Source organism: Brevundimonas sp. AJA228-03, assembly GCF_017795885.1.
GTDB lineage: Bacteria > Pseudomonadota > Alphaproteobacteria > Caulobacterales > Caulobacteraceae > Brevundimonas.
Genome location: NZ_CP059297.1, coordinates 674,997 through 692,973, shown reverse-complemented (window position 1 = coordinate 692,973; position 17,977 = coordinate 674,997). Strand labels below are relative to the sequence as shown.

General features: G+C 69.0%; 19 protein-coding genes. 6 read left to right on the top strand and 13 right to left on the bottom strand.

The genetic code is table 11. The features are described 5' to 3' along the window. Window positions 1–63: 63 nt before the first annotated feature. Window positions 64–2,148 carry a transglycosylase domain-containing protein gene (locus HZ989_RS03515; RefSeq protein ID WP_209322264.1) on the top strand — a complete coding sequence of 695 codons (2,085 nt, stop codon included), beginning with the start codon at window positions 64–66 and terminating at the stop codon, window positions 2,146–2,148. Here the strand turns inward: HZ989_RS03515 and HZ989_RS03510 are convergent. From HZ989_RS03510 to HZ989_RS03495, 4 genes are all read right to left on the bottom strand, one after another. After that, entirely contained in the window at window positions 2,145–2,618 is a 474-nt protein-coding gene (locus HZ989_RS03510; RefSeq protein ID WP_209322263.1) for an MGMT family protein, read from the bottom strand. The genes HZ989_RS03515 and HZ989_RS03510 overlap by 4 nt on opposite strands. A gap of 106 nt (window positions 2,619–2,724) precedes the next feature. Beyond that, on the bottom strand, window positions 2,725–3,450 hold the full coding sequence (locus HZ989_RS03505; RefSeq protein ID WP_209322262.1) for a M48 family metallopeptidase: 726 nt from the start codon (window positions 3,448–3,450) through the stop codon (window positions 2,725–2,727). Further along, entirely contained in the window at window positions 3,404–4,684 is a 1,281-nt protein-coding gene (locus tag HZ989_RS03500) for a polyhydroxyalkanoate depolymerase (protein WP_209322261.1), read from the bottom strand. The genes HZ989_RS03505 and HZ989_RS03500 overlap by 47 nt, the downstream gene beginning before the upstream one ends. Before the next feature lie 101 nt (window positions 4,685–4,785). Next, on the bottom strand, window positions 4,786–5,409 hold the full coding sequence (locus HZ989_RS03495) for an SCO family protein (RefSeq protein WP_209322260.1): 624 nt from the start codon (window positions 5,407–5,409) through the stop codon (window positions 4,786–4,788). A gap of 1 nt (window position 5,410) precedes the next feature. On the opposite strand from HZ989_RS03495, the gene HZ989_RS03490 reads away from it, so the two are divergent. Next, the gene (locus tag HZ989_RS03490; protein WP_209322259.1) at window positions 5,411–6,931 is read left to right on the top strand and encodes an ActS/PrrB/RegB family redox-sensitive histidine kinase; all 1,521 of its coding nucleotides are present in this window, start codon (window positions 5,411–5,413) and stop codon (window positions 6,929–6,931) included. 86 nt (window positions 6,932–7,017) lie between these two features. Next, complete coding sequence (locus HZ989_RS03485; protein WP_209322258.1) at window positions 7,018–7,596, top strand: ActR/PrrA/RegA family redox response regulator transcription factor; 579 nt, start codon at window positions 7,018–7,020, stop codon at window positions 7,594–7,596. Here HZ989_RS03485 and mmcB read toward each other — a convergent pair. The 4 genes from mmcB to thpR all read right to left on the bottom strand — a co-directional run bounded on the left by mmcB (window position 7,593) and on the right by thpR (window position 9,820). Next, a complete protein-coding gene (gene mmcB / locus HZ989_RS03480; protein WP_209322257.1) occupies window positions 7,593–8,036 on the bottom strand; it encodes a DNA repair putative endonuclease MmcB in 444 nt (147 codons plus the stop codon). The two genes, HZ989_RS03485 and mmcB, sit on opposite strands and share 4 nt — an antisense overlap. Window positions 8,037–8,125: 89 nt before the next feature. Then, window positions 8,126–8,653: a lipocalin family protein gene (locus HZ989_RS03475; protein WP_209322256.1), complete on the bottom strand. Its 528-nt coding sequence runs from the start codon at window positions 8,651–8,653 to the stop codon at window positions 8,126–8,128. Window positions 8,654–8,720: 67 nt separating this feature from the next. Further along, window positions 8,721–9,218: a GNAT family N-acetyltransferase gene (locus HZ989_RS03470; RefSeq protein WP_209323023.1), complete on the bottom strand. Its 498-nt coding sequence runs from the start codon at window positions 9,216–9,218 to the stop codon at window positions 8,721–8,723. A gap of 65 nt (window positions 9,219–9,283) precedes the next feature. Beyond that, window positions 9,284–9,820 carry an RNA 2',3'-cyclic phosphodiesterase gene (gene thpR / locus HZ989_RS03465; RefSeq protein ID WP_209322255.1) on the bottom strand — a complete coding sequence of 179 codons (537 nt, stop codon included), beginning with the start codon at window positions 9,818–9,820 and terminating at the stop codon, window positions 9,284–9,286. 144 nt (window positions 9,821–9,964) lie between these two features. Between thpR and HZ989_RS03460 the strand changes: the two genes are divergently transcribed. Continuing rightward, window positions 9,965–10,714, top strand: a complete 750-nt coding sequence (locus tag HZ989_RS03460; protein ID WP_209322254.1) for a Bax inhibitor-1/YccA family protein — start codon at window positions 9,965–9,967, stop codon at window positions 10,712–10,714. A gap of 238 nt (window positions 10,715–10,952) precedes the next feature. On the opposite strand, the gene HZ989_RS03455 is transcribed toward HZ989_RS03460, so the two are convergent. The 4 genes from HZ989_RS03455 to HZ989_RS03440 all read right to left on the bottom strand — a co-directional run bounded on the left by HZ989_RS03455 (window position 10,953) and on the right by HZ989_RS03440 (window position 15,263). Continuing rightward, complete coding sequence (locus HZ989_RS03455) at window positions 10,953–11,291, bottom strand: DUF2794 domain-containing protein (protein WP_209322253.1); 339 nt, start codon at window positions 11,289–11,291, stop codon at window positions 10,953–10,955. A gap of 358 nt (window positions 11,292–11,649) precedes the next feature. Beyond that, window positions 11,650–12,984 carry a trypsin-like peptidase domain-containing protein gene (locus HZ989_RS03450; RefSeq protein WP_209322252.1) on the bottom strand — a complete coding sequence of 445 codons (1,335 nt, stop codon included), beginning with the start codon at window positions 12,982–12,984 and terminating at the stop codon, window positions 11,650–11,652. A 27-nt stretch (window positions 12,985–13,011) separates the two neighbouring features. After that, window positions 13,012–14,445, bottom strand: coding sequence for a HAMP domain-containing sensor histidine kinase (locus HZ989_RS03445; protein ID WP_209322251.1), 1,434 nt, complete (start codon window positions 14,443–14,445; stop codon window positions 13,012–13,014). Window positions 14,446–14,450: 5 nt separating this feature from the next. Further along, window positions 14,451–15,263, bottom strand: a complete 813-nt coding sequence (locus tag HZ989_RS03440) for a response regulator transcription factor (protein WP_209322250.1) — start codon at window positions 15,261–15,263, stop codon at window positions 14,451–14,453. 116 nt (window positions 15,264–15,379) lie between these two features. Between HZ989_RS03440 and HZ989_RS03435 the strand changes: the two genes are divergently transcribed. Both HZ989_RS03435 and HZ989_RS03430 read left to right on the top strand, forming a co-directional pair. Beyond that, the gene (locus tag HZ989_RS03435) at window positions 15,380–16,174 is read left to right on the top strand and encodes a DUF3313 family protein (protein ID WP_209322249.1); all 795 of its coding nucleotides are present in this window, start codon (window positions 15,380–15,382) and stop codon (window positions 16,172–16,174) included. A 77-nt stretch (window positions 16,175–16,251) separates the two neighbouring features. Then, window positions 16,252–16,710, top strand: a complete 459-nt coding sequence (locus HZ989_RS03430) for a hypothetical protein (protein WP_209322248.1) — start codon at window positions 16,252–16,254, stop codon at window positions 16,708–16,710. A gap of 59 nt (window positions 16,711–16,769) precedes the next feature. Here the strand turns inward: HZ989_RS03430 and HZ989_RS03425 are convergent, their stop codons facing one another. Then, window positions 16,770–17,960: an acyl-CoA dehydrogenase gene (locus tag HZ989_RS03425; RefSeq protein ID WP_209322247.1), complete on the bottom strand. Its 1,191-nt coding sequence runs from the start codon at window positions 17,958–17,960 to the stop codon at window positions 16,770–16,772. Window positions 17,961–17,977: the final 17 nt, after the last annotated feature.

Below are 17,977 nucleotides of genomic sequence, written 5' to 3'. Positions count from 1 at the left end.
GCGAACGGCGTTTCAGTCGGCCCCACGACCGGCTATGACGGCGGGATCAGCTCGAGGATAGTGATGGCGGGTCCGGGTTTCGGGGCGAGAAACGCAAGCGGCGGCGGGGCACAGCGCACGCCTTTGCAGCGCTTTTTCTACTGGGCCTCGGTCCTGGCGGTCTGGGGGCTGATCTTCCTGGTCGTCTTCTTCGCCATCTTCGCGCGCGGCCTTCCCGACACCTCGGCCCTGTACGATGTCGATCGCCAGCCCTCGATCACCTATCTGGACCGCAACGGGGCCCTGATCGCCACGCGCGGATCGCAGCAGGCGCCGCCCGCGGACCTGGAGGCCCTGCCCGACTACGTCCCCGCCGCCTTCATCGCCATCGAGGACCGGCGCTTCTACTACCACCCCGGTTTCGATCCCATCGGCATGATGCGGGCCATGGCGCGCAACATGCGGGCCGGGCGGGTCGTCCAGGGTGGCTCGACCCTGACCCAGCAGCTGGCCAAGAACCTGTTCCTGACGCCCGACCAGAACATGCGCCGCAAGGTGCAGGAGCTGATGCTGGCCGTCTGGCTGGAGCTGAAGTTCACCAAGAAGGAGATCCTCGCCCTCTATCTGAACCGCGTCTATTTCGGCGCTGGAGCCTACGGCATCGAGGCGGCGTCGCAGCGGTATTTCGACAAGTCGGCCAAGGACCTGACCGTCGGCGAGGCGGCATTGCTGGCCGGCTTGCTGAAGGCGCCGTCCCGCTATTCGCCGGTGTCGGAGCACAAGCGGGCCGCCGTGCGGGCGACCGTGGTGCTGGACCAGATGGCCGCGACCGGCGTCATCACGCCCGAGCAGCGTGCTGCGGCCGTGCTTCAGCCCGTCATCGTCTCGCGCACCTTGGCGACCCAGCACGCGCAATACTTCATCGACTGGCTGGACAAGGAGATTCGCGGCCTGGTCGGCGAACCGACCGAGGACATGGTGGTCGAGACCACCCTGGACCTGACGCTGCAGACCTCGGCCGAGCGGGCGGTGCATCGCATCCTGGAGCGGGACGCCTCGCGCGGGGTGCAGCAGGCGGCGCTGGTGGCGCTGGACGGTGAAGGGCGCGTCCGCGCCATGATCGGCGGGGCCTCCTATGCCGACAGCCAGTTCAATCGCGCGGTCGACGCCCGCCGCCAGGCCGGATCCGCCTTCAAGCCCTTCGTCTATCTGGCCGCCATGGAGGCCGGATACACGCCCCAGACGCCGGTGGTGGACGAGCCCGTGCGCATCGGCAACTGGAGCCCGCGCAACTATTCCGGCACCTTCATCGGCGACACGACCATGGCCAATGCGATGGCCCAGTCGATCAACACCGTGGCCGCCTATGTCGCCGACCAGATCGGACGCGACAGCGTGGCCAGCGCGGCGCGCCGGCTGGGCATCAGCTCGCGCATCGGGCTGGAACCGGCCATGGCGCTGGGGGCCGTCGAGGTCTCACCCATCGACATGGCCACGGCCTATGACGCCTTCGCCAACGGGGGTCGCCGGGTGGAGGCCTATGGCATCAGCCGGATACGCACGCCGCAGGGCCGGGTCATCTATCAACGCGCCGGGCGAGACGCGGTCGGCGCGCAGGCGATCAACAATCCGTCGCTCTACTATATGAACCAGATGATGCGCGGCGTGGTCACGGACGGCACGGCGCGCGCGGTGCAGATTTCCGGCCGCGACCTGGCCGGCAAGACGGGCACCACGTCCGACTACAAGGACGCCTGGTTCGTCGGCTATACCGGCGGCTTCGTCGCCGCCGTCTGGGTCGGCAAGGACGACAATACCGCGATGCGCGGCGTCACCGGCGGGGCCGCACCCGCTGCCATCTGGAAGGCCTTCATGGAGGCCGCCCTGCCCCGCCTGAACGTACAGCCGATCCCCAACGGTCCGCCCATGCCGGAAGGCTGGGTCGCGCCCGACCCGATCGGCGACCTGATGGGGGCTGTCGAGGATCCGTTCGGCGACGGCACCGCCATCGATCCCGTCGACCCGAACCAGGGCGAGCCCTATCAGCCCGAGAAACCGGCCGAAGACCGGCGCGATACCCGGTCCGAGCCCCGCCGCGACGACCCGCCGGACCAGCGACCGGAAGCGGAACTGCCGCCGGAGAAGCCGGACAGCCCGCTGTTCTTCTAGCCTTCCAGCAGGCTTTCGGGTCGCAGACTTTCGTAGTCCAGCACGGCCGGTTGCCGCCTCAGGGGCGTGACCCGGACGCCTTCGGCCTGAAGCAGGGCCTGCTGGCGCTCGACGCCGCCCGGCAATTTGGGATTGAGGAACCCGCCGCGCCGCAGCACCCGCCACCAGGGCGTCAGGGTCTCGCGCGCCGCGCCCCCCTGACGCCGTTCTTCCGCCGCCCGCGCCGCGATGCCGACGAAGATCGCGGTCGAGACCGGACAGGCCACGGCCACCTCATGGCGCCGGGCCAGGGCCGCGCGCAGGTCGTCCAGGGTCACGACCTCGCCGGTCCCGATACGGCGGATCAGGGCGTCCACCTCGGCCGGCGACGAGACGACCATGGCCCCGCCGTCCGCTTCGCGATAGCCGGGCGCGCCCGGCGGGATCATGTGGACGATGTGCGGTGTGCGACCGCTCGTCAGGTGGTCCATCGCAGACTTCCTCGCAGCCATCCGGCGTCTCCTTTTCGGGCGGACGGATAGGACATCGAAGCGGCTGCGAGGACAATAAGACGGGTTTGATCCCGGTTCGTTCCGCTCAGCGCCCCACCGCGTGAAGCGCCGGTCCGTTGGCCCGCAGCCAGGCGCGGAACGGCCGATGATCGCCGACCAGACCCCTCACCACCGACCAGTAGGCCGGGCTGTGGTCGGCATGGACCAGATGGGCGACCTCGTGGGCGGCCAGATAGTCCAGCACCTCGGGCGGGGCCATGATCACCCGCCAGGAGTAGCGGATCGAGCGCGTCATCGGGCTGCAGGATCCCCATCGGGACGTCGGGTCGTTGATGCCCAGCGTGACCGCGCGTTGGCCCAGGGCGTTCAGGTGGACCTGCGTCCGCACCGTCAGGGTGTCATGGGCCAGCCGCTTCAGCAGGTTCACCACGCGTCGGGCGAAGGCCTCGCCCTCGCCGCCCGAAGCGATGCGAACGCCGTCCGGGTCTTCGATCAGACGCGCGGCCCCGGCGCCGCCCGTCGCCTCCAGCACGGCCGTGCCGCCGCGAAACGGAATGGTGGCACCAGGCACCAGAGCCGTCCCCGTCGGGCGGGCCGCAAGGCGTTCGGCGATCCAGTCGGACCTGGAGCGGGCGAAGGCGACCGCGTCAGGCAGGCGGCGCTCGGAGGGGGCCACGGCGACCGCTTCCCCCGCCCGCGCGTCGATGCGGATCGAGATTCGCCGGGCGCGGGGATTGACGCTCAGCCTGAGCGCGACCCCATCCTCAAGCGGCAGCCTCTGACCGGCCCGGTACGGCTGAGAGCTTTTCATTGGCGGCGATGAAGTCCCGGGTGCGGGTATAGATTTCCTCGCGGAATCGACGCCCGTTGAAGACACCGTAGTGGCCCACGCCCGGCTGGACGTAAAGCACCCGGCGCGCGTCGGGGATGCCGGTGCACAGGGTATGGGCGGCCTGGGTCTGGCCGACGCCCGAGATGTCGTCCTTCTCGCCCTCCACCGTCATCAGGCCGATGTCGGTGATCCGGGTCAGATCGACCGGCACCCCGCGATGCTCCAGCAGGCCGCGCGGCAGGAGGTGCGACTGGAAGACGATGTCGATGGTCTGCAGATAGAATTCCTCGGTCAGATCCAGCACCGACAGATATTCGTCGTAGAACTGCTCGTGCTTCTCAACGCCGTCGCCATCGCCGGCGACCAGGTCGCGGAAATATTCCCGGTGGGCGTCGGTGTGGCGCGCCTCGTTCATCGACATGAAGCTGTAGAGCTGGACGAAGCCCGGATAGACCTCGCGGCCAAACCCCGGATAGGGCCAGGGCACGGTGTGGATCATGTTGGACTGGAACCAGGCGAAGGGCCTGGCCTCGGCCAGCTGGTTCGTGACCGTCGGCGACAGGCGCGCATCGATCGGGGACCCCATGAAGGTCATGGAGGCGGGGCGGTTGGGATCTTCCTCGGCCGCCATGATGGCGGCGGCGGCCAGCACCGGCGGTCCGGGCTGACAGACGCCCACGACGTGGGCGCGCGGGCCGATCTCGGCCAGCATGGTCCGGACGTGGTCGATGTAGTCGTGGAAGTCGAACCGGCCTTCCAGCATCGGCACCTGACGGGCATTGACCCAGTCGGTGACATAGACGTCGTGATCCTGGAGGAAGGTCTCGACCGTGCCCCGCAGCAGGGTGGCGTAGTGACCGGACAGGGGCGCGACGATCAGGACGCTGGGGGCCGCAGACGGCTTGCCCGCGCGCTTGAGATCGCCGATGTTGCGCGCGAAGCGCAGCAGCCGGACCCAGGGGCTTTTCCAGACGACCTGTTCGGTGGTGCGCACGGGCCGGTCGTTGATGGTGACGACCTCCAGACCCCAGGCGGGCTTGCCGTAGCGGCGCGTGACGCTCTCGAACAGCTCGGCCGAGGCATAGGCCGTACGGGCGATGGCGGTGTCGGTCGCCGGATTCAGCGGCGAGGTCCAGAACCGGCGCGCCATCTGCGCCCCGATGCGGAAAGGCTGCGCCGAGGAATAGGCGAGCTCGTGAAGTGCGTAGAGCATGGAATCCTGTGATCGTCCCCCCGCCGAGACGGGCATCGCACCATAGAACGCGCTGCACTGCAAAAGGATTTACAATCCGCCCCGATCGAAGCGGAGGACGATCATCCCCGCGCCATGACCCGCTGGATCAGCTGTGCCGAACGTTCGGGTCCCAGGTCATGGGCCAGGGCGGACCGGTATTGGCCGTCCGGGCCGATCAGATAGACGGTCAGGGAATGGTTCATCGTATAGTCGGGACCGGTCCCGACCCTCTGGAAATAGGCGCGGTAGGCATCGGCGGCGGATTTGACCTGGGCTTCGGTGCCGGTCAGGCCGATGACGCCCTTCGGAAAGCCATCGGTGGCCAGATACGCTTTCAGGGCCGCGGGCGTATCGCGCGCCGGATCGACGGAGATGAAGACGATCTGAACGTCGTCGGCGGCCGCGCCCAGCCGGGCCTTGGTCGCCGCCAGCGCCTGGAGCGTGGTGGGGCAGAAGTCGGGGCAGTAGGTGAAGCCGAAGAAAACGAGGCTCCACCGTCCGTTCAGCAGGGTCTGATCGACGCTCTGGCCGTCCTGGTTCACCAGCTGGAACGGACCACCGACGCTGGCCTGCCCGGTGCCGGTCCCTTCCGCGACCGCAGCCGCCTGTTCCCGGCCCGTCACGACGACCACGGTCACGGCCGCGAGCGCAACAGCAATGGCGATACAGGCACCGGCGAACAGCAGGACGGAACGGCGTGGCATCGTGTCTCCATGGGACGGGGCCGACATCGGGGTGGAGACGGTCTATAGACCCGTCGTGAACCAGAGCGAAGCCAGCCCGTCCTTTGCCGCCAACACGTCGCAGGGCGCGGTCGTGCCGGGCTGGCGCGACCTGCCCCGACGCGCGCGCGGTCTGAGCCTTCGCACCCTGATCATCCTGCGCTGGCTGGCCATCGCCGGTCAGACCGCGACGGTCATCGTCCTGGTCATGATGCTGCATTTCCCCCTGCCGGTCTGGCAGGTGCTGAGCGTCATCGGGATCAGCGCCCTGGTGAACCTGTCGGCCATGTCGCGCCTGCGCCAGACCGACAGCCGCCTGCCCGACGGTCGCCAGACGGCGATCCATCTGGGGTTCGACATCCTGCAACTGACGGCGTTGCTGGCATTCACCGGCGGGCTCGAGAATCCGTTCTGTCTTCTGCTGGTGGCACCCGTGACCGTGGCGGCGGCGTCGCTGCCGGGGCGGCAGGCGCTCTTGCTGGGTCTGATGGTGTTCGTCTCGACCACCGCCCTGTTCTTCTGGTCCATGCCCCTGCCCTGGGTATCGGGGACCGAACTGGACCTGCCGCCGCTCTATCGATTCGGGGTCGGGCTGGCCCTGATCACGGGCGTGGTGTTTACCGCCGCCTATGCCTGGCGGGTCGCGGCCGAGGCCGAGAAGCTGGAACTGGCCCTGGCCACGACCCAGGACGTGCTGCAACGCGAACAGAGGCTGGCGGCGCTGGGCGGGCTGGCCGCCGCGGCCGCCCACGAACTGGGCACGCCGCTGGCGACCATCCAGATCGTGGCCAAGGAGCTGCTGCGTGCGGCGGCCCCCGACGGGCCGATCGCGGAGGATGCGCGACTGATGCTGCTGCAGGCCGACCGGTGTCGCGAGATCCTGAAACGCCTGTCGCAGCGGCCCGAGGACGGTGACGAGCTCTATACCGAGGTGGGTCTCAAGGCCCTGCTGTCCGAGGTGGTGGAGCCGCACCTGGGCTTCGACCTGGACATCTCGGTCGAGGTCCGCACGCCCGCAGGCATGGCCGCCCCCCACGTCCGCCGCCTGGCCGAAGTCATCCACGGGCTTTCGGCCATCGTCGAGAACGCCGCCGACTTCGCCGCCACCCGGGTGCGGGTGCTGGGCACGGCCGATGTGCAATGGATCACGATCGAGGTGCTGGACGACGGACCGGGCTTTGCCGCCGACATCCTGCCCCGGCTGGGGGAGCCCTATGTCACCAGCCGCCCGCACGGCAAGGCGCGCCAGGTGCTGGCGACCCAGTTCGCCGCCGCCGCCGGTACCACCCGGCCGGGCAAGAAGGGCCGGGCGGCGGCCACGGTTCTGGACGCCATTCCCAGCCAGGGTGGCATGGGGCTGGGCTTCTTCATTGCCCGGACCCTGCTGGAGCGGACGGGCGGCCAGGTCGTGGTCAGCCATGGCGACGGCGGACCGGGCGCGAACCGGGGCGCGCGCGTCACCGTGCGCTGGCCGCGCAAGGCGCTGGAAGCCGTTCCGACCTGACACCCGTCGCTGACAAGCGACCCAACGCCGCACCGCTTGACGCAAGCTGTGCGGCAACCGATCTCGACAGAAGGGAGACCGCCGTCATGCCGACCACAGCCACCGCCACCACACCCAATATCGAGGAGCGCATCGCCGGTCTGGCGGATCGCTCACTGATGTTGCTGGACGACGATCAGGCCTTGCGCACGCGCCTTGGCAGGGCGCTGGAGTCGCGCGGCTTCGAGGTGACGACCGTCGGCTCGGTCTCGGAAGCCACGGAGGCGCTGAAGACCGCCCAGCCGGCCTTCGCCGTGCTGGACATGCGGCTGGAGGACGGCAACGGGCTGAAGGTGGTCGAGGCCATCCGCGATCGCCGCGCCGATTCCCGCATCGTCATGCTGACCGGCTATGGCGCGATCGCCACGGCGGTCGCAGCCGTCAAGGCCGGGGCCGTCGACTATCTGTCGAAGCCGGCCGACGCCGACGACGTGGTCAAGGCATTGCTGGCCACCGGCGACGCGCCCGAGCCGCCGGACAATCCCATGAGCGCCGACCGGGTGCGCTGGGAGCATATCCAGCGGGTCTATGAGCTGTGCGACCACAATGTCTCGGAGACCGCGCGTCGCCTGGGCATGCACCGCCGCACCCTGCAGCGCATCCTGGCCAAGCGCGCACCGCGTTAAATTTTCAGGGTCCGCATCGCCGCCAGGCGGCCGAAGGCGATGGTCAGGGCCTTGCGCCGGGCCGGAGCCAGGGCGCTGACGGGCGCCTCGCGCACCACCGCCCCGCCGAAGCCGTCGGCCACGATCAGGCCCGGCGCGTCCGGCAGGATACCCTCGGGAAACTCCGGCGCGACGGCGAAATAGAAGGCGTCGCAGAAGGGCGCGTATTCGGGCCATTTGCGGTCCACGCGGTAATCATCGAGCCCTGACTTCACCTCGACGATCACGATATCGCCCTTGCGGCCCAGGGCCATGACGTCGGCGCGCCGTCCGTTGGGCAGACAGACTTCCAGAAGCGGCGCATAGCCCAGGTCCGCCAGCAGCCGGGCGGCCCCGCGCGTCACGCCCAGCGTCGTCTCGGGACGGCTGAAAACGAGTTCAAGGCAGGCGGCGGCGGGCATGGCCGCACTATGTTCCGGTTAAGTTCCGCTCGCAAGCGCGGCAAGAACCGGTTCAAATCCGCCCCGGCGCAGGACAGGCCGCTTCGGGATCAGACCCCCGTCTGCACGGTGCCGGAGGTGTCGAAGCCGAGCGCCCGGGCACGGGCCAGGGTCGCGGTCCGCAGAGAGGTGGATGGGGTCTGGGTCCGGTGCCAGATCCACCAGCTGGACTTATCCGGCAGGCCCATGATGGCCCAGCTGTAGTCGGGCGCGTGATCCCAGATCCAGTAGTGCTGCGACGCCAGCCCGCCGAAGCTCAGCAGACCCGTCAGACTGAACCGGAACCTGGCATTGGTGGCCGGATCGGTGACCGAGGCATGGGCGCGCAGGGTCTCGACGCGGCCCGTCCCGCGCCGTGTGCAGGTCACCAGGATGGAATAGCGGCTGGCCCGCGTCGCGGGGTTGAAGTCGATCTGTGCGCGACTGCAGTCGCGCTGCAGGCCGTTGTCATTGCGCGCGATCTCGAACCAGCGGCCGTCGAACCGGTCCAGGTCCACATTCGTGGCCTGGGCCGCGGCGGGCAGGGCGCTGGCCAGCAGGACGGCGGCGGCGAGCGCGGGCGTTCGGGCGTCGGTCATGGGCGTCATGGGCTCTCGGTGATCGGCGTTGGCGGCAAAGATACGGAAGCGATGGACCGATGGTTGATCAAGCCCCGAAGCGCTTTCGGTTCTCACGCCATTCGGCAGCGCTCTGACCCCACAGGTCGACGGCCGCATCCTCGAACGGCGGTGGCAGTCTGCCCGGGCCCCGGTTGATTGATCCAAGTCGCTGAGCCAGACGCCGGGAAGCGACATTGTCCGGGTCGATCGAATGGATCACGTCGTCCCAGCCGAGCACATCGACGGCATAATCCATCGTCGCGGTCGCGGCCTCCAGCGCATACCCCTGGCCCATGGCATCGCGGTGCAGGCTCCAGCCCACCTCCGGTCCCGGCCAGCCGTGCGGGTTCCAGGGGCCGATCCGACCGATCCACCGGCTGCTGGATTTTTCGATGACTGAAAAAAAGCCCGTACCGGTCAGCGCCCAGGCCCCGGCCACCGACATCAAGGCGCGCCAGACCTCCGCCCTGGACCGCGCGCCGCCGATGAACCGGGTCGTTTCGGCATCGGCCTGGAAGTCCGCCCAGCGGTCGAAATCCTCCATCGCCGGGGGCCGCAGGACCAGCCGCGCGGTCTCCAGCGTTGGACCCAGGGACGAGGTGTGAGGGGTCACAGCGGATACTCCCGTTCCAGCTCATAGTGGCTGCCGCCATCGGACAGGAGGCTGGAGTAAAGGCCGAAGCGGTCGACCCGGATCGGCGGCGAATGCAGCAGGTTGTGGCCGGTGATCCAGGCTCCGATCCGGTCGGGATTGGTCTGGGTCTTCAGATAGGCCAGGGTCAGGTGAGGGCGATAAAGCCGGGGCTCCATCCTGACCCCCGCCCGCTCGGCCGCCGCCTTGCAGCGCCCGGCCAGAACGGTCAGTCGCTCGCAAGGCTCCACCCCGGCCCACAGGGTGTGGCTGCGGTGCGCATCGCCGAACGCCCCCACCCCCTTCAGTTCGATCTCGAACGCCCCCGGCGGGATACGGGCCAGTTCGGCGGCGAGGTCGTCGGCGCGGCGTTCCTCGACCTCGCCGTAGAAGGCCAGGGTGATGTGGAGCTGTTCGGCGCTGCGCCATTTTGCACCCGGCAGACCGGCCTGTCGGCGGCCCAGGGTTTCGGCCACGTCGAAGGGAATGGGCAGGGCGGTGAACAGGCGCAGCATGGGGCCAGCCTATCGGCGTCGGCCCTGCGGCGAAAGGTCGAAGCCCTTCACGCTGCGAGCCGCTTGCAAGAAGGCGGAGGACACCCGATATTCGTTGCAGTCGCCGGGGACTTTTCCTCCGGCCCATTGGAGATTGATCTCGCGATGAGCGACTTCAGAAACGGTTTTTCGACCCCGGTTCATGCCCCGGCCGACATGGCCGTGGATGCCGGTCTGCGCAGCTTCATGCTGGGCGTCTACAACAAGCTGGCCCTGGGCCTGCTGGTGGCGGGAGGCCTCGCCTATCTGACCGGCAATGTGCCGGCGGTTCAGGCACTGTTTTTTGGCGTGACGGCCGATGGCCGCGTCAGCCTGACGGTTCCGGGCATGATCGTCCAGTTCCTGCCCATCGTCCTGCTGTTCGGCTCGATGTTCTTCATGAGGAACCCCACGGCGCGTGGCGTGAACATGCTCTACTGGGCCGTCGTCGCCTCGATCGGTGCCGGTCTGGGGATCGTGTTCCTGCGCTATACGGGCGGTTCGCTGGCCTCCACCTTCCTGGTCACGGCCGCCTCGTTCGGCGCATTGAGCCTGGTGGGCTACACGACCAAGAAGGACCTGACGGCGATGGGGTCGTTCCTGATCATGGGCGTGATCGGCCTGATCATCGCGTCGGTCGTGAACATCTTCATGCAGTCCGGGACGCTGTATCTGATCATTTCGGGCCTGGGCGTGCTGATCTTCGCGGGCCTGATCGCCTTCGACACGCAGCGGCTCAAGATGACCTATTACGAACTGGGCGGGAACCAGGCGGCGATGGGCGTGGCCACGGGTTTCGGCGCGCTTAGCCTGTTCATCAACTTCGTCAACCTGTTCCAGTTCCTGCTGGCCTTCATGGGCGGCAACCGGAACTAGAGGATCTGAAGACGATACGGAAAGGGCCCCTTGCGGGGCCCTTTTTGTTGGGATCGGGGCAGGCCCTTGCGGGCAAGACGACTGCCTGCCGGGGCCTGGGATTGCAGGCCGAGGCGTTGGGAAAAGATCCCGAGCAGCACATCAGGGACACGGTCGCCGAGCTTTGCGGCGATGGAGCGCCCCTGTACACATTCGAAATCCCCGAAGTGCAGACCCACATGGTCTGTCGCTTCCTGGCCTACTCAACCACCTGGAATTTCCGGCTGTCGAAGACCCGCAGCACCTGGGCCAGCTCGCGGCCCCGCTTCAGCACCACGCCGCCCTCGCCGAGAACCGACCACTGGCCCTGTCGCGTCTGCAGCGACGGGCGCTTCTCGATGCGGTAGGCGGGGGCGTCGCCCGAGCGGCGGAAGACGGCGAACTCGGCCGCTTCCCTGCCGCCGACCATGGCATAGTCGCGCCATTCGGCCTGGGCGACCATGCGGCCGTAAACCCGCAGGATCAGGTCCAGCTCGCGCCGCTCGAAGAAGACGGATCCGGACGGGGACGGATCGAAAGGGGTGACATCGGCGCTCATGAGGATCAATCTAGGCGCACGCCGGACGAACGCCAGCGGGCCGTCGGCCGGAAAAGATCGCCCGACACGAAATGGCCCCGTTTCGGTCCATCGCTGGACAGATCAGGCCGCCAGAAACAGACCGTCGGCCTGACGGAGTTCGGAAGCGTCCCGGATCCTGAACAGCCCCCCCCAGCCCCCCCTGGATGTCTCCAGTTTATGGGCTCCGACGGGCCGACGCTTCGTCCAGAGCGAGACGCCCGCCCTGCCGCCCCTCCCCCCGAATGGCACGGCGGGCGTTTTGCTGTCCGGAGCCCGACCAGAAACGAAAGACGCCGGGGCGACGACCCCGGCGTTTCCATGTCGGCAGACCGAAGGATCAGCTGCCGGGCGTAATCGACAGCTCCACGACCTCGCCGTCGCGGCGAACGGTCAGGGCCCCGCTGTTGCCCAGGGCTGCAGCCAGATCGGCCAGGGATGCGACGCTCTCGCCCGCAACCGCTGTGATTACATCGCCCGCGCGCAGGTCCTGCTGGGCGGCAGGCGATCCACCCTCCACCGCCACGACGATCAGGCCGGGCTCGTCGCCCTTGCCATCCGCAGCCGTCAGCGTGCGGATGTTGGCCCCATAGGCCTGCAGCGCGCTGGAGCCCAGCTGCACCGCGGCGGTGGATTCGGTCTCGACGGTCATCTGGGCCGTGGTGCTCTGGCCGTCGCGCAGATAGACGAGGGTCAGCGCCGTGCCCGGAGGCGCGATGCCGACCGTCGCCTGGACCGAGCCGGCATTGGCGACGGGGCGGTTCTGGATGCGGGTGATGACGTCGCCGGTCCGCAGACCGGCGCGGTCGGCGGGCGAGCCGGGGGCCACATCCTCGACAATGGCCCCGCGCACGAAGCCCAGACCCCGTTCGACCGCACGCTCGGCCGTCAGCGAGCCGAGCGTCGCGCCGATCATGCCGCGCGTGACCGATCCGTTGGCGCGGATCTGGTCGACCACGAACATCAGGATACGGGTCGGCACGGCGAAGGCGATGCCGTCGTTGCCGCCGCCCATGTCGCCCGAAAGGATCGAGGTGTTGATGCCGATAAGCCGGCCCCGGCTGTCCAGCAGCGGCCCGCCCGAATTGCCCGAGTTCACCGCGGCGTCGGTCTGGATATAGTCCTCGACCGCATCACCCATGCCCGAACGCCCGAGCCCCGAGATCACGCCCATGGTCAGGGTCTGGTCCAGGCCCAGCGGATAGCCGACGGCAAAGGCCAGGTCGCCGGTCCGCAGGGTGTCGGAATCGACCGTTTCGACCTGCGAGAGGCCGGTGGCCTGGATCTGAAGCACAGCCACGTCCGTCGCCTTGTCGGTGCCCAGCAGGACTGCGTCGACCAGCCGGCCGTCGGTCATGTCGACGCGGAACTTCTGACCCCCCTCGATGACGTGGTTGTTGGTGACGATGATGCCGGCCGCCGCATCGATGATGACGCCCGATCCACTGCCGGTCGGTGTGGGCCCGGTCTCGCCGGTCGTCGGACCGGCGGAGACGCCGAGCGTGGTGACCTGCACCACGGCGGGCAGCGAACGCTCAAGCCCCGCCGCAAAGGTGAAGACGCCGCGCCGGGCGTCGAACGGCAGGCTGGACGGCCCGCTCTGGGCCGAGGCCGCGCCTGCGCCGAAAAGGGTCAGGGCGATCGCCGTTCCCGCCAGAAATACCGCACGTTTCATTGGTTCACCCCTGATGTCCGGGAGAGCCTAGCGCGGGAAATGCGCGGTGACGATGGCCCCCGGCACAGCGTCATCAATCGTCATCCTGCCGCCGTGGCGGCGCAGGATGGCGCGCACGAAGGCAAGGCCCATCCCGTGGCTGGCGGTCCCCTCGACCCGTGCCGGCACCGGTCCGGACATGCCCGGGCCCTGGTCGGCGATGGAGATGGCCACCTCCGCGTCATCGGCATAGGCCCGCAGGGTGACCGTACCGCCATCGGGAGAGAATTTGACCGCATTGTCGACCAGATTGGCCACCGCCCGCTGCAGCAGGGAGCGGACGCCCAGGACGGAGACCGGCTCGCCCCCGGCCACGATGCGGATGCCGCGCATGTCGGCGATGGGCTGGTAAAGCTCCACGCAGGCCTCGGCCAGCACGTCCAGCCGGACGTCCTCGAACAACCAGGCCTCGCCGTCGCGCAGGGCCATGGCCTCGTTCATGGCCCGGGTGATGTCGGCCAGATCCTGCTTGGCCTCCTCGCCCAGCCGGGCGCGCTCGGCCGGGTCGTCAGCCTCCATCAGCCGATCGAGGCGCAGCGAGGCGCGGGCGAGAGGCGTGCGGAAGTCATGCGCCAGCTGGTCGGCCGAATCCCGCAGCCAGCTCAGCAGTTCTTCCAGCCGGTCGAGCGTGCGGTTCACCTGGGTCGACAGGGCGGTCATCTCGGGCGCCACCGCCACATCGGGGGCCCGCCGCGAGAAGTCACCCACGGCGGCTCGATCCAGGGCCAGGCTGACCTCTGCGATCGCGCTGGTCAGTCGTCGCCGGGCGAAGGTCGCAGCCGCGAGCCCCGACACCAGGATCAGCGCTCCGGTCAGGGCGACCGACAGGACGGCCCAGCGCCAGGCGACACCCGCCGGATCCACCACCCGACCGACGATGACCTGCAGCGCGCCGACGGGCCGCTTGACGATCACCGCCTCGATGGCGCGGGCCGGGCAGAGCTGGCCCGGGGCCAGCCGCACCCGATAGACACCGGGGCCGAGCCGCGACAGGCGATAGGTCCGTGCCGTCTCCAGCGCTGCCAGACCGGCCGGCTTGCCGACGGGCGCGCGGATGAAGCGCACCCCCGCCCCGCCCCGGCCGGTGCGACAGGTTTCCTCCAGGGTGATGGACTCGCGGCTGGGGCCGTCCTGAAAGGCGCTGAGGAAGGCGGACCAGTAGGCGGCGTCCGATTCGGTCATCTCTTCCGCGCCGGCGTCCGGCGGCAGTTTCACGGCGATGGCCGCGAAGTCAGCCAGGGCCGCCAGCGCCGCCTGCTGACGCTGGTCCAGCCGCGCGGCCTGACCGGTGATCAGCAGCGATCCCGTCAGGGCCAAAGCCGCCATGATGGCCAGGGTGGCCACCAGCTGGGTCGAGGTGCGTTCCGCCAACCAGCGCCGCCAGACGCCCGGAAGCGTCGATAGACTGGACGGTCGGCTCAAGCCCCTCAACCCGCGTCGAGGTCGCGGAAGATCAGACTCTGGCTGCGGGCCGAGACGATCAGGGGGTGCAGGTCCTCGCCCAGTTCGGGGGCCTGTTCCTTCAACCGACGACGCAGGGCGCTGATCCGGGCGTCGATGATGTTGACGAAATTGTCGGGCAGGAAGGTCCATTCGATCCAGCACCGGTCCCACAGCATGGTCTTGGTCACCGGCTGGCCGCGCGCGGTCATCAGTTCGGACACGATGGCGAACTCCAGCGGCGACAGGTCGATCAGCCGCTCGGTCCCCTCGACCATCAGCTTCAACGTCCGGGCCCCCGGCGACAGGCGCAAGGGACCATTCCGAAGGTCGGTGTTGGCGGGTTTGGCCCGGCGCGCGACGCGCCGCAGCTGGGATGCCACGCGGGCCAGAAGCTCCTCGTCGCCGATGGGCTTGGACAGATAGTCGTCGGCCCCGCCCAGGAGGCCCTCGACCCGCTGGCGCTCGCCCGTCAGGGCGGTGAGCATCAGGGCGGGCGCGTCGCTGGACGGACCGGCACCGGTCCGCAGGCGTTTCAGCGTCTCCAGCCCGTCGAGGCCATTGGTCATCCGGTCCAGGATCAGGACGTCGTAGGGATGGGCCCCCGCCATCTGCAAGGCCGCCTCGCCGGCATCGACGCGGTCGACCATCTCGAATCCGGCCTTCAGCAGGCGGTCGGCGACGTGGTCGGCCAGCGCCGGGTCGTCTTCCAGCAGCAGGGCACGACGACCGGCAAACACCTCGGCCAGGGCGGCGAACGGATCCGCCTCCGCCGTCGTGTCGATCTCGCGCGTCGTCATCTGTTCATCCCCCGCACCGGCGTTCAGGATAGAAGTCTGATGCGGAATCACAACGGCGCATGGAATGATCGTTCCTGACCGCAACGCCCGGGCCGGGTCCGCGTTTGGAGAGACCAATGCAGAGGTTCCATATGCGCCAGGCCGCCCTTCTCCTCCTCGCCGGTCTCGGCCTGGCCGCCTGCCAGACCGCCCCGGTCGCCGATGCCGGGTTCCTGAGCGGCTATGACGGGCTGGTCACCCGCGAAGACACGATCCGCGCCTCGATCCGTCAGCGGCGGGACGATGCCGCGGTCACGGCGATCAACCGCGTGCATCTGGAGCCGAGCCGGTTCGTGGGCACGGCCGGCAGCGCCCTGACCGACGAGGAACGCGCCCAACTGCTGCGCGAGGTCGATCGCCAGATCTGCTACGAGGTCAGCGAGCGGTTCACCCTGACCCCCGAGGCGCAGGGCGTGGCGCGGCTGAGGACCGGGGTGGTGGACGTGCGTCCGACGGGCACGGTCGGGTCGGGCGTCGCGGCCGTGGCCAATATGCTGATCCCCGGGCCGGGTACGTTCCGGGTTCCGGGCACGACGGGCGGGCTGGCGGTCGAGAGCGAGCTGGTCGGGCCGGACGGGGCACAGGTCGCGGCCCTGGCCTGGGCGCGCAACGCCAATACGGTGGGCACCGACGCGCCGTCCCTGTCGCGCATCGGCGATGCCCTGCAGATGGCCGAGCCCCTGGGCGACGAGATCGGCGACACCATCTCGCAGCCGGACCGGGCCGTGCGCGACATTCCGACGCCGGACCCCTGCCTGTCGTTCGGCGCCCGGACCCAGCCCGTCGGTTTCGTCACCCGCGCGGTGACCGGCCTGTATGTGCCAGAGGTCAACACCGGTTCGACCCCGGCCGGGGACAGGCCACAGCCCTGACGGCTTGTCGCCATCGGGCGGCGTGATAGCGTCGGGTCCGGCGCGAAGCTCCGCGTCCATCCGGAGGCTTTCGCATCATGTCCGTGCTCGCCCTTGTCGCCGCGCTTGTGGTCCAGACCTCCCCCCTCGCCGATCCGGCCTCCCCCGAGGCGGCGGCGGTCATGGTGCCGGTCAACGGGATCTTCTCGGCCCTGGCGGCGCGTGACGCCGCGATGCTGACGCCGCACCTGGCCCCGGAAGCGCGGATGATCGTGGCGGTCGAGCGCCCGGACGGCACCTCTGCCGTGGAGGCGCTCGCCGCCGAGGCCTTCGCCGCAGGGCTGGAGCCGGGGCCCGAGCGGTTCGAGGAAATCCTGACCGATCCGATCATCGCCATCGACGGCGACATCGCCATGGTCTGGGGTCCCTATGTCTTCAAGCTCGACGGCCGGGTCGTCCACTGCGGCTCCGACCATTTCGACCTGATCCGCCGCGACGGCGTCTGGAAGATCGCCGGCATCACCTGGAACCAGCGCACGACGGGGTGCGAGGGATAAGGAAACAAGCATTCGTCTCCTCCGCGTCGCCGCCCGGCGATGGGGAGGAGACACGGCCCCTAAAACGCGCTCTCCCCGGTGATCGCACGGCCGAGGATCAGGGCGTGGACATCGTGGGCCCCTTCGTAGGTGTTGACCGTCTCCAGGTTCATCGCGTGGCGCATCACGTGGAGCTCGCCGGTGATGCCGGCCCCGCCGTGCATGTCGCGGGCCTCGCGGGCGATGGCGAGGGCCTTGCCGCAGTTGTTGCGCTTCATCAGGCTGATGGCCTCGGGCACGAAGGCTCCGGTGTCGAGCAGGCGGCCCAGGGCATAGGCGCCCTCGAAGCCCAGAAAGATCTCGGTCTGCATGTCGGCCAGCTTCTTCTGCACCAGCTGGCGTGAGGACAGCGGGCGGCCGAACAGCATGCGCATCCCCACATAGTCGCGGGTGGCGTGCAGGCAGAACTCGGCGGCCCCCATGGCCCCCCAGGCGATGCCGTAGCGCGCCTTGTTCAGGCAGGAGAACGGCCCGCGCAAGCCCTTCACGCCCGGCAGCAGATTGGCCTCGGGCACAAAGACGTCGTTCAGGCCGATGTCGCCGGTGATGGAGGCGCGCAAGGACAGCTTGTCGCCGATCTTGCCGGTGGTGAAGCCCTCGAACCCGCGCTCGACGATGAAGCCGCGGATCACGTCATCCAGTTTCGCCCAGACGATGGCGAGGTCGGCGATGGGGGAGTTGGTGATCCAGTATTTGCCGCCGTTGAGGCGGTAGCCGCCCTCGACCGCGACGGCCTTCGTCTTCATCGAGGCCGGGTCGGAGCCGCCGTCGGCCTCCGTCAGGCCGAAACAGCCGATCAGCTCGCCCGCCGCCATGCGGGGCAGGAAGCGCATCTTCTGCTCCTCATTGCCGAAGGCGTAGATCGGATACATGGCCAGCGAGCTCTGCACCGACATGGCCGAGCGATAGCCACTGTCGACCGCCTCGATCTCGCGGGCGATCAGGCCATAGGCGACGTGGCTGACGCCCGAGCCGCCGTAATGTTCGGGCAGCATGGCCCCGAGGAAGCCCATCTCGCCCATCTCGGTCATGATGGCGCGGTCGAAGGTCTCGTCGCGGAAGGCGGCGACGACGCGGGGCAGCAGTTTCTCGCGGGCGTAGGACCGGGCCGCGTCCTGGATGGCGCGTTCGTCGTCCGTCAGGCGTGACGCCATATCGAACGGGTCGTCCCAGCGGAAGGTCTGCGTCGAAGTCGGGCTGCCGTCGGCCATGTCAGGGCTCTTGTTCA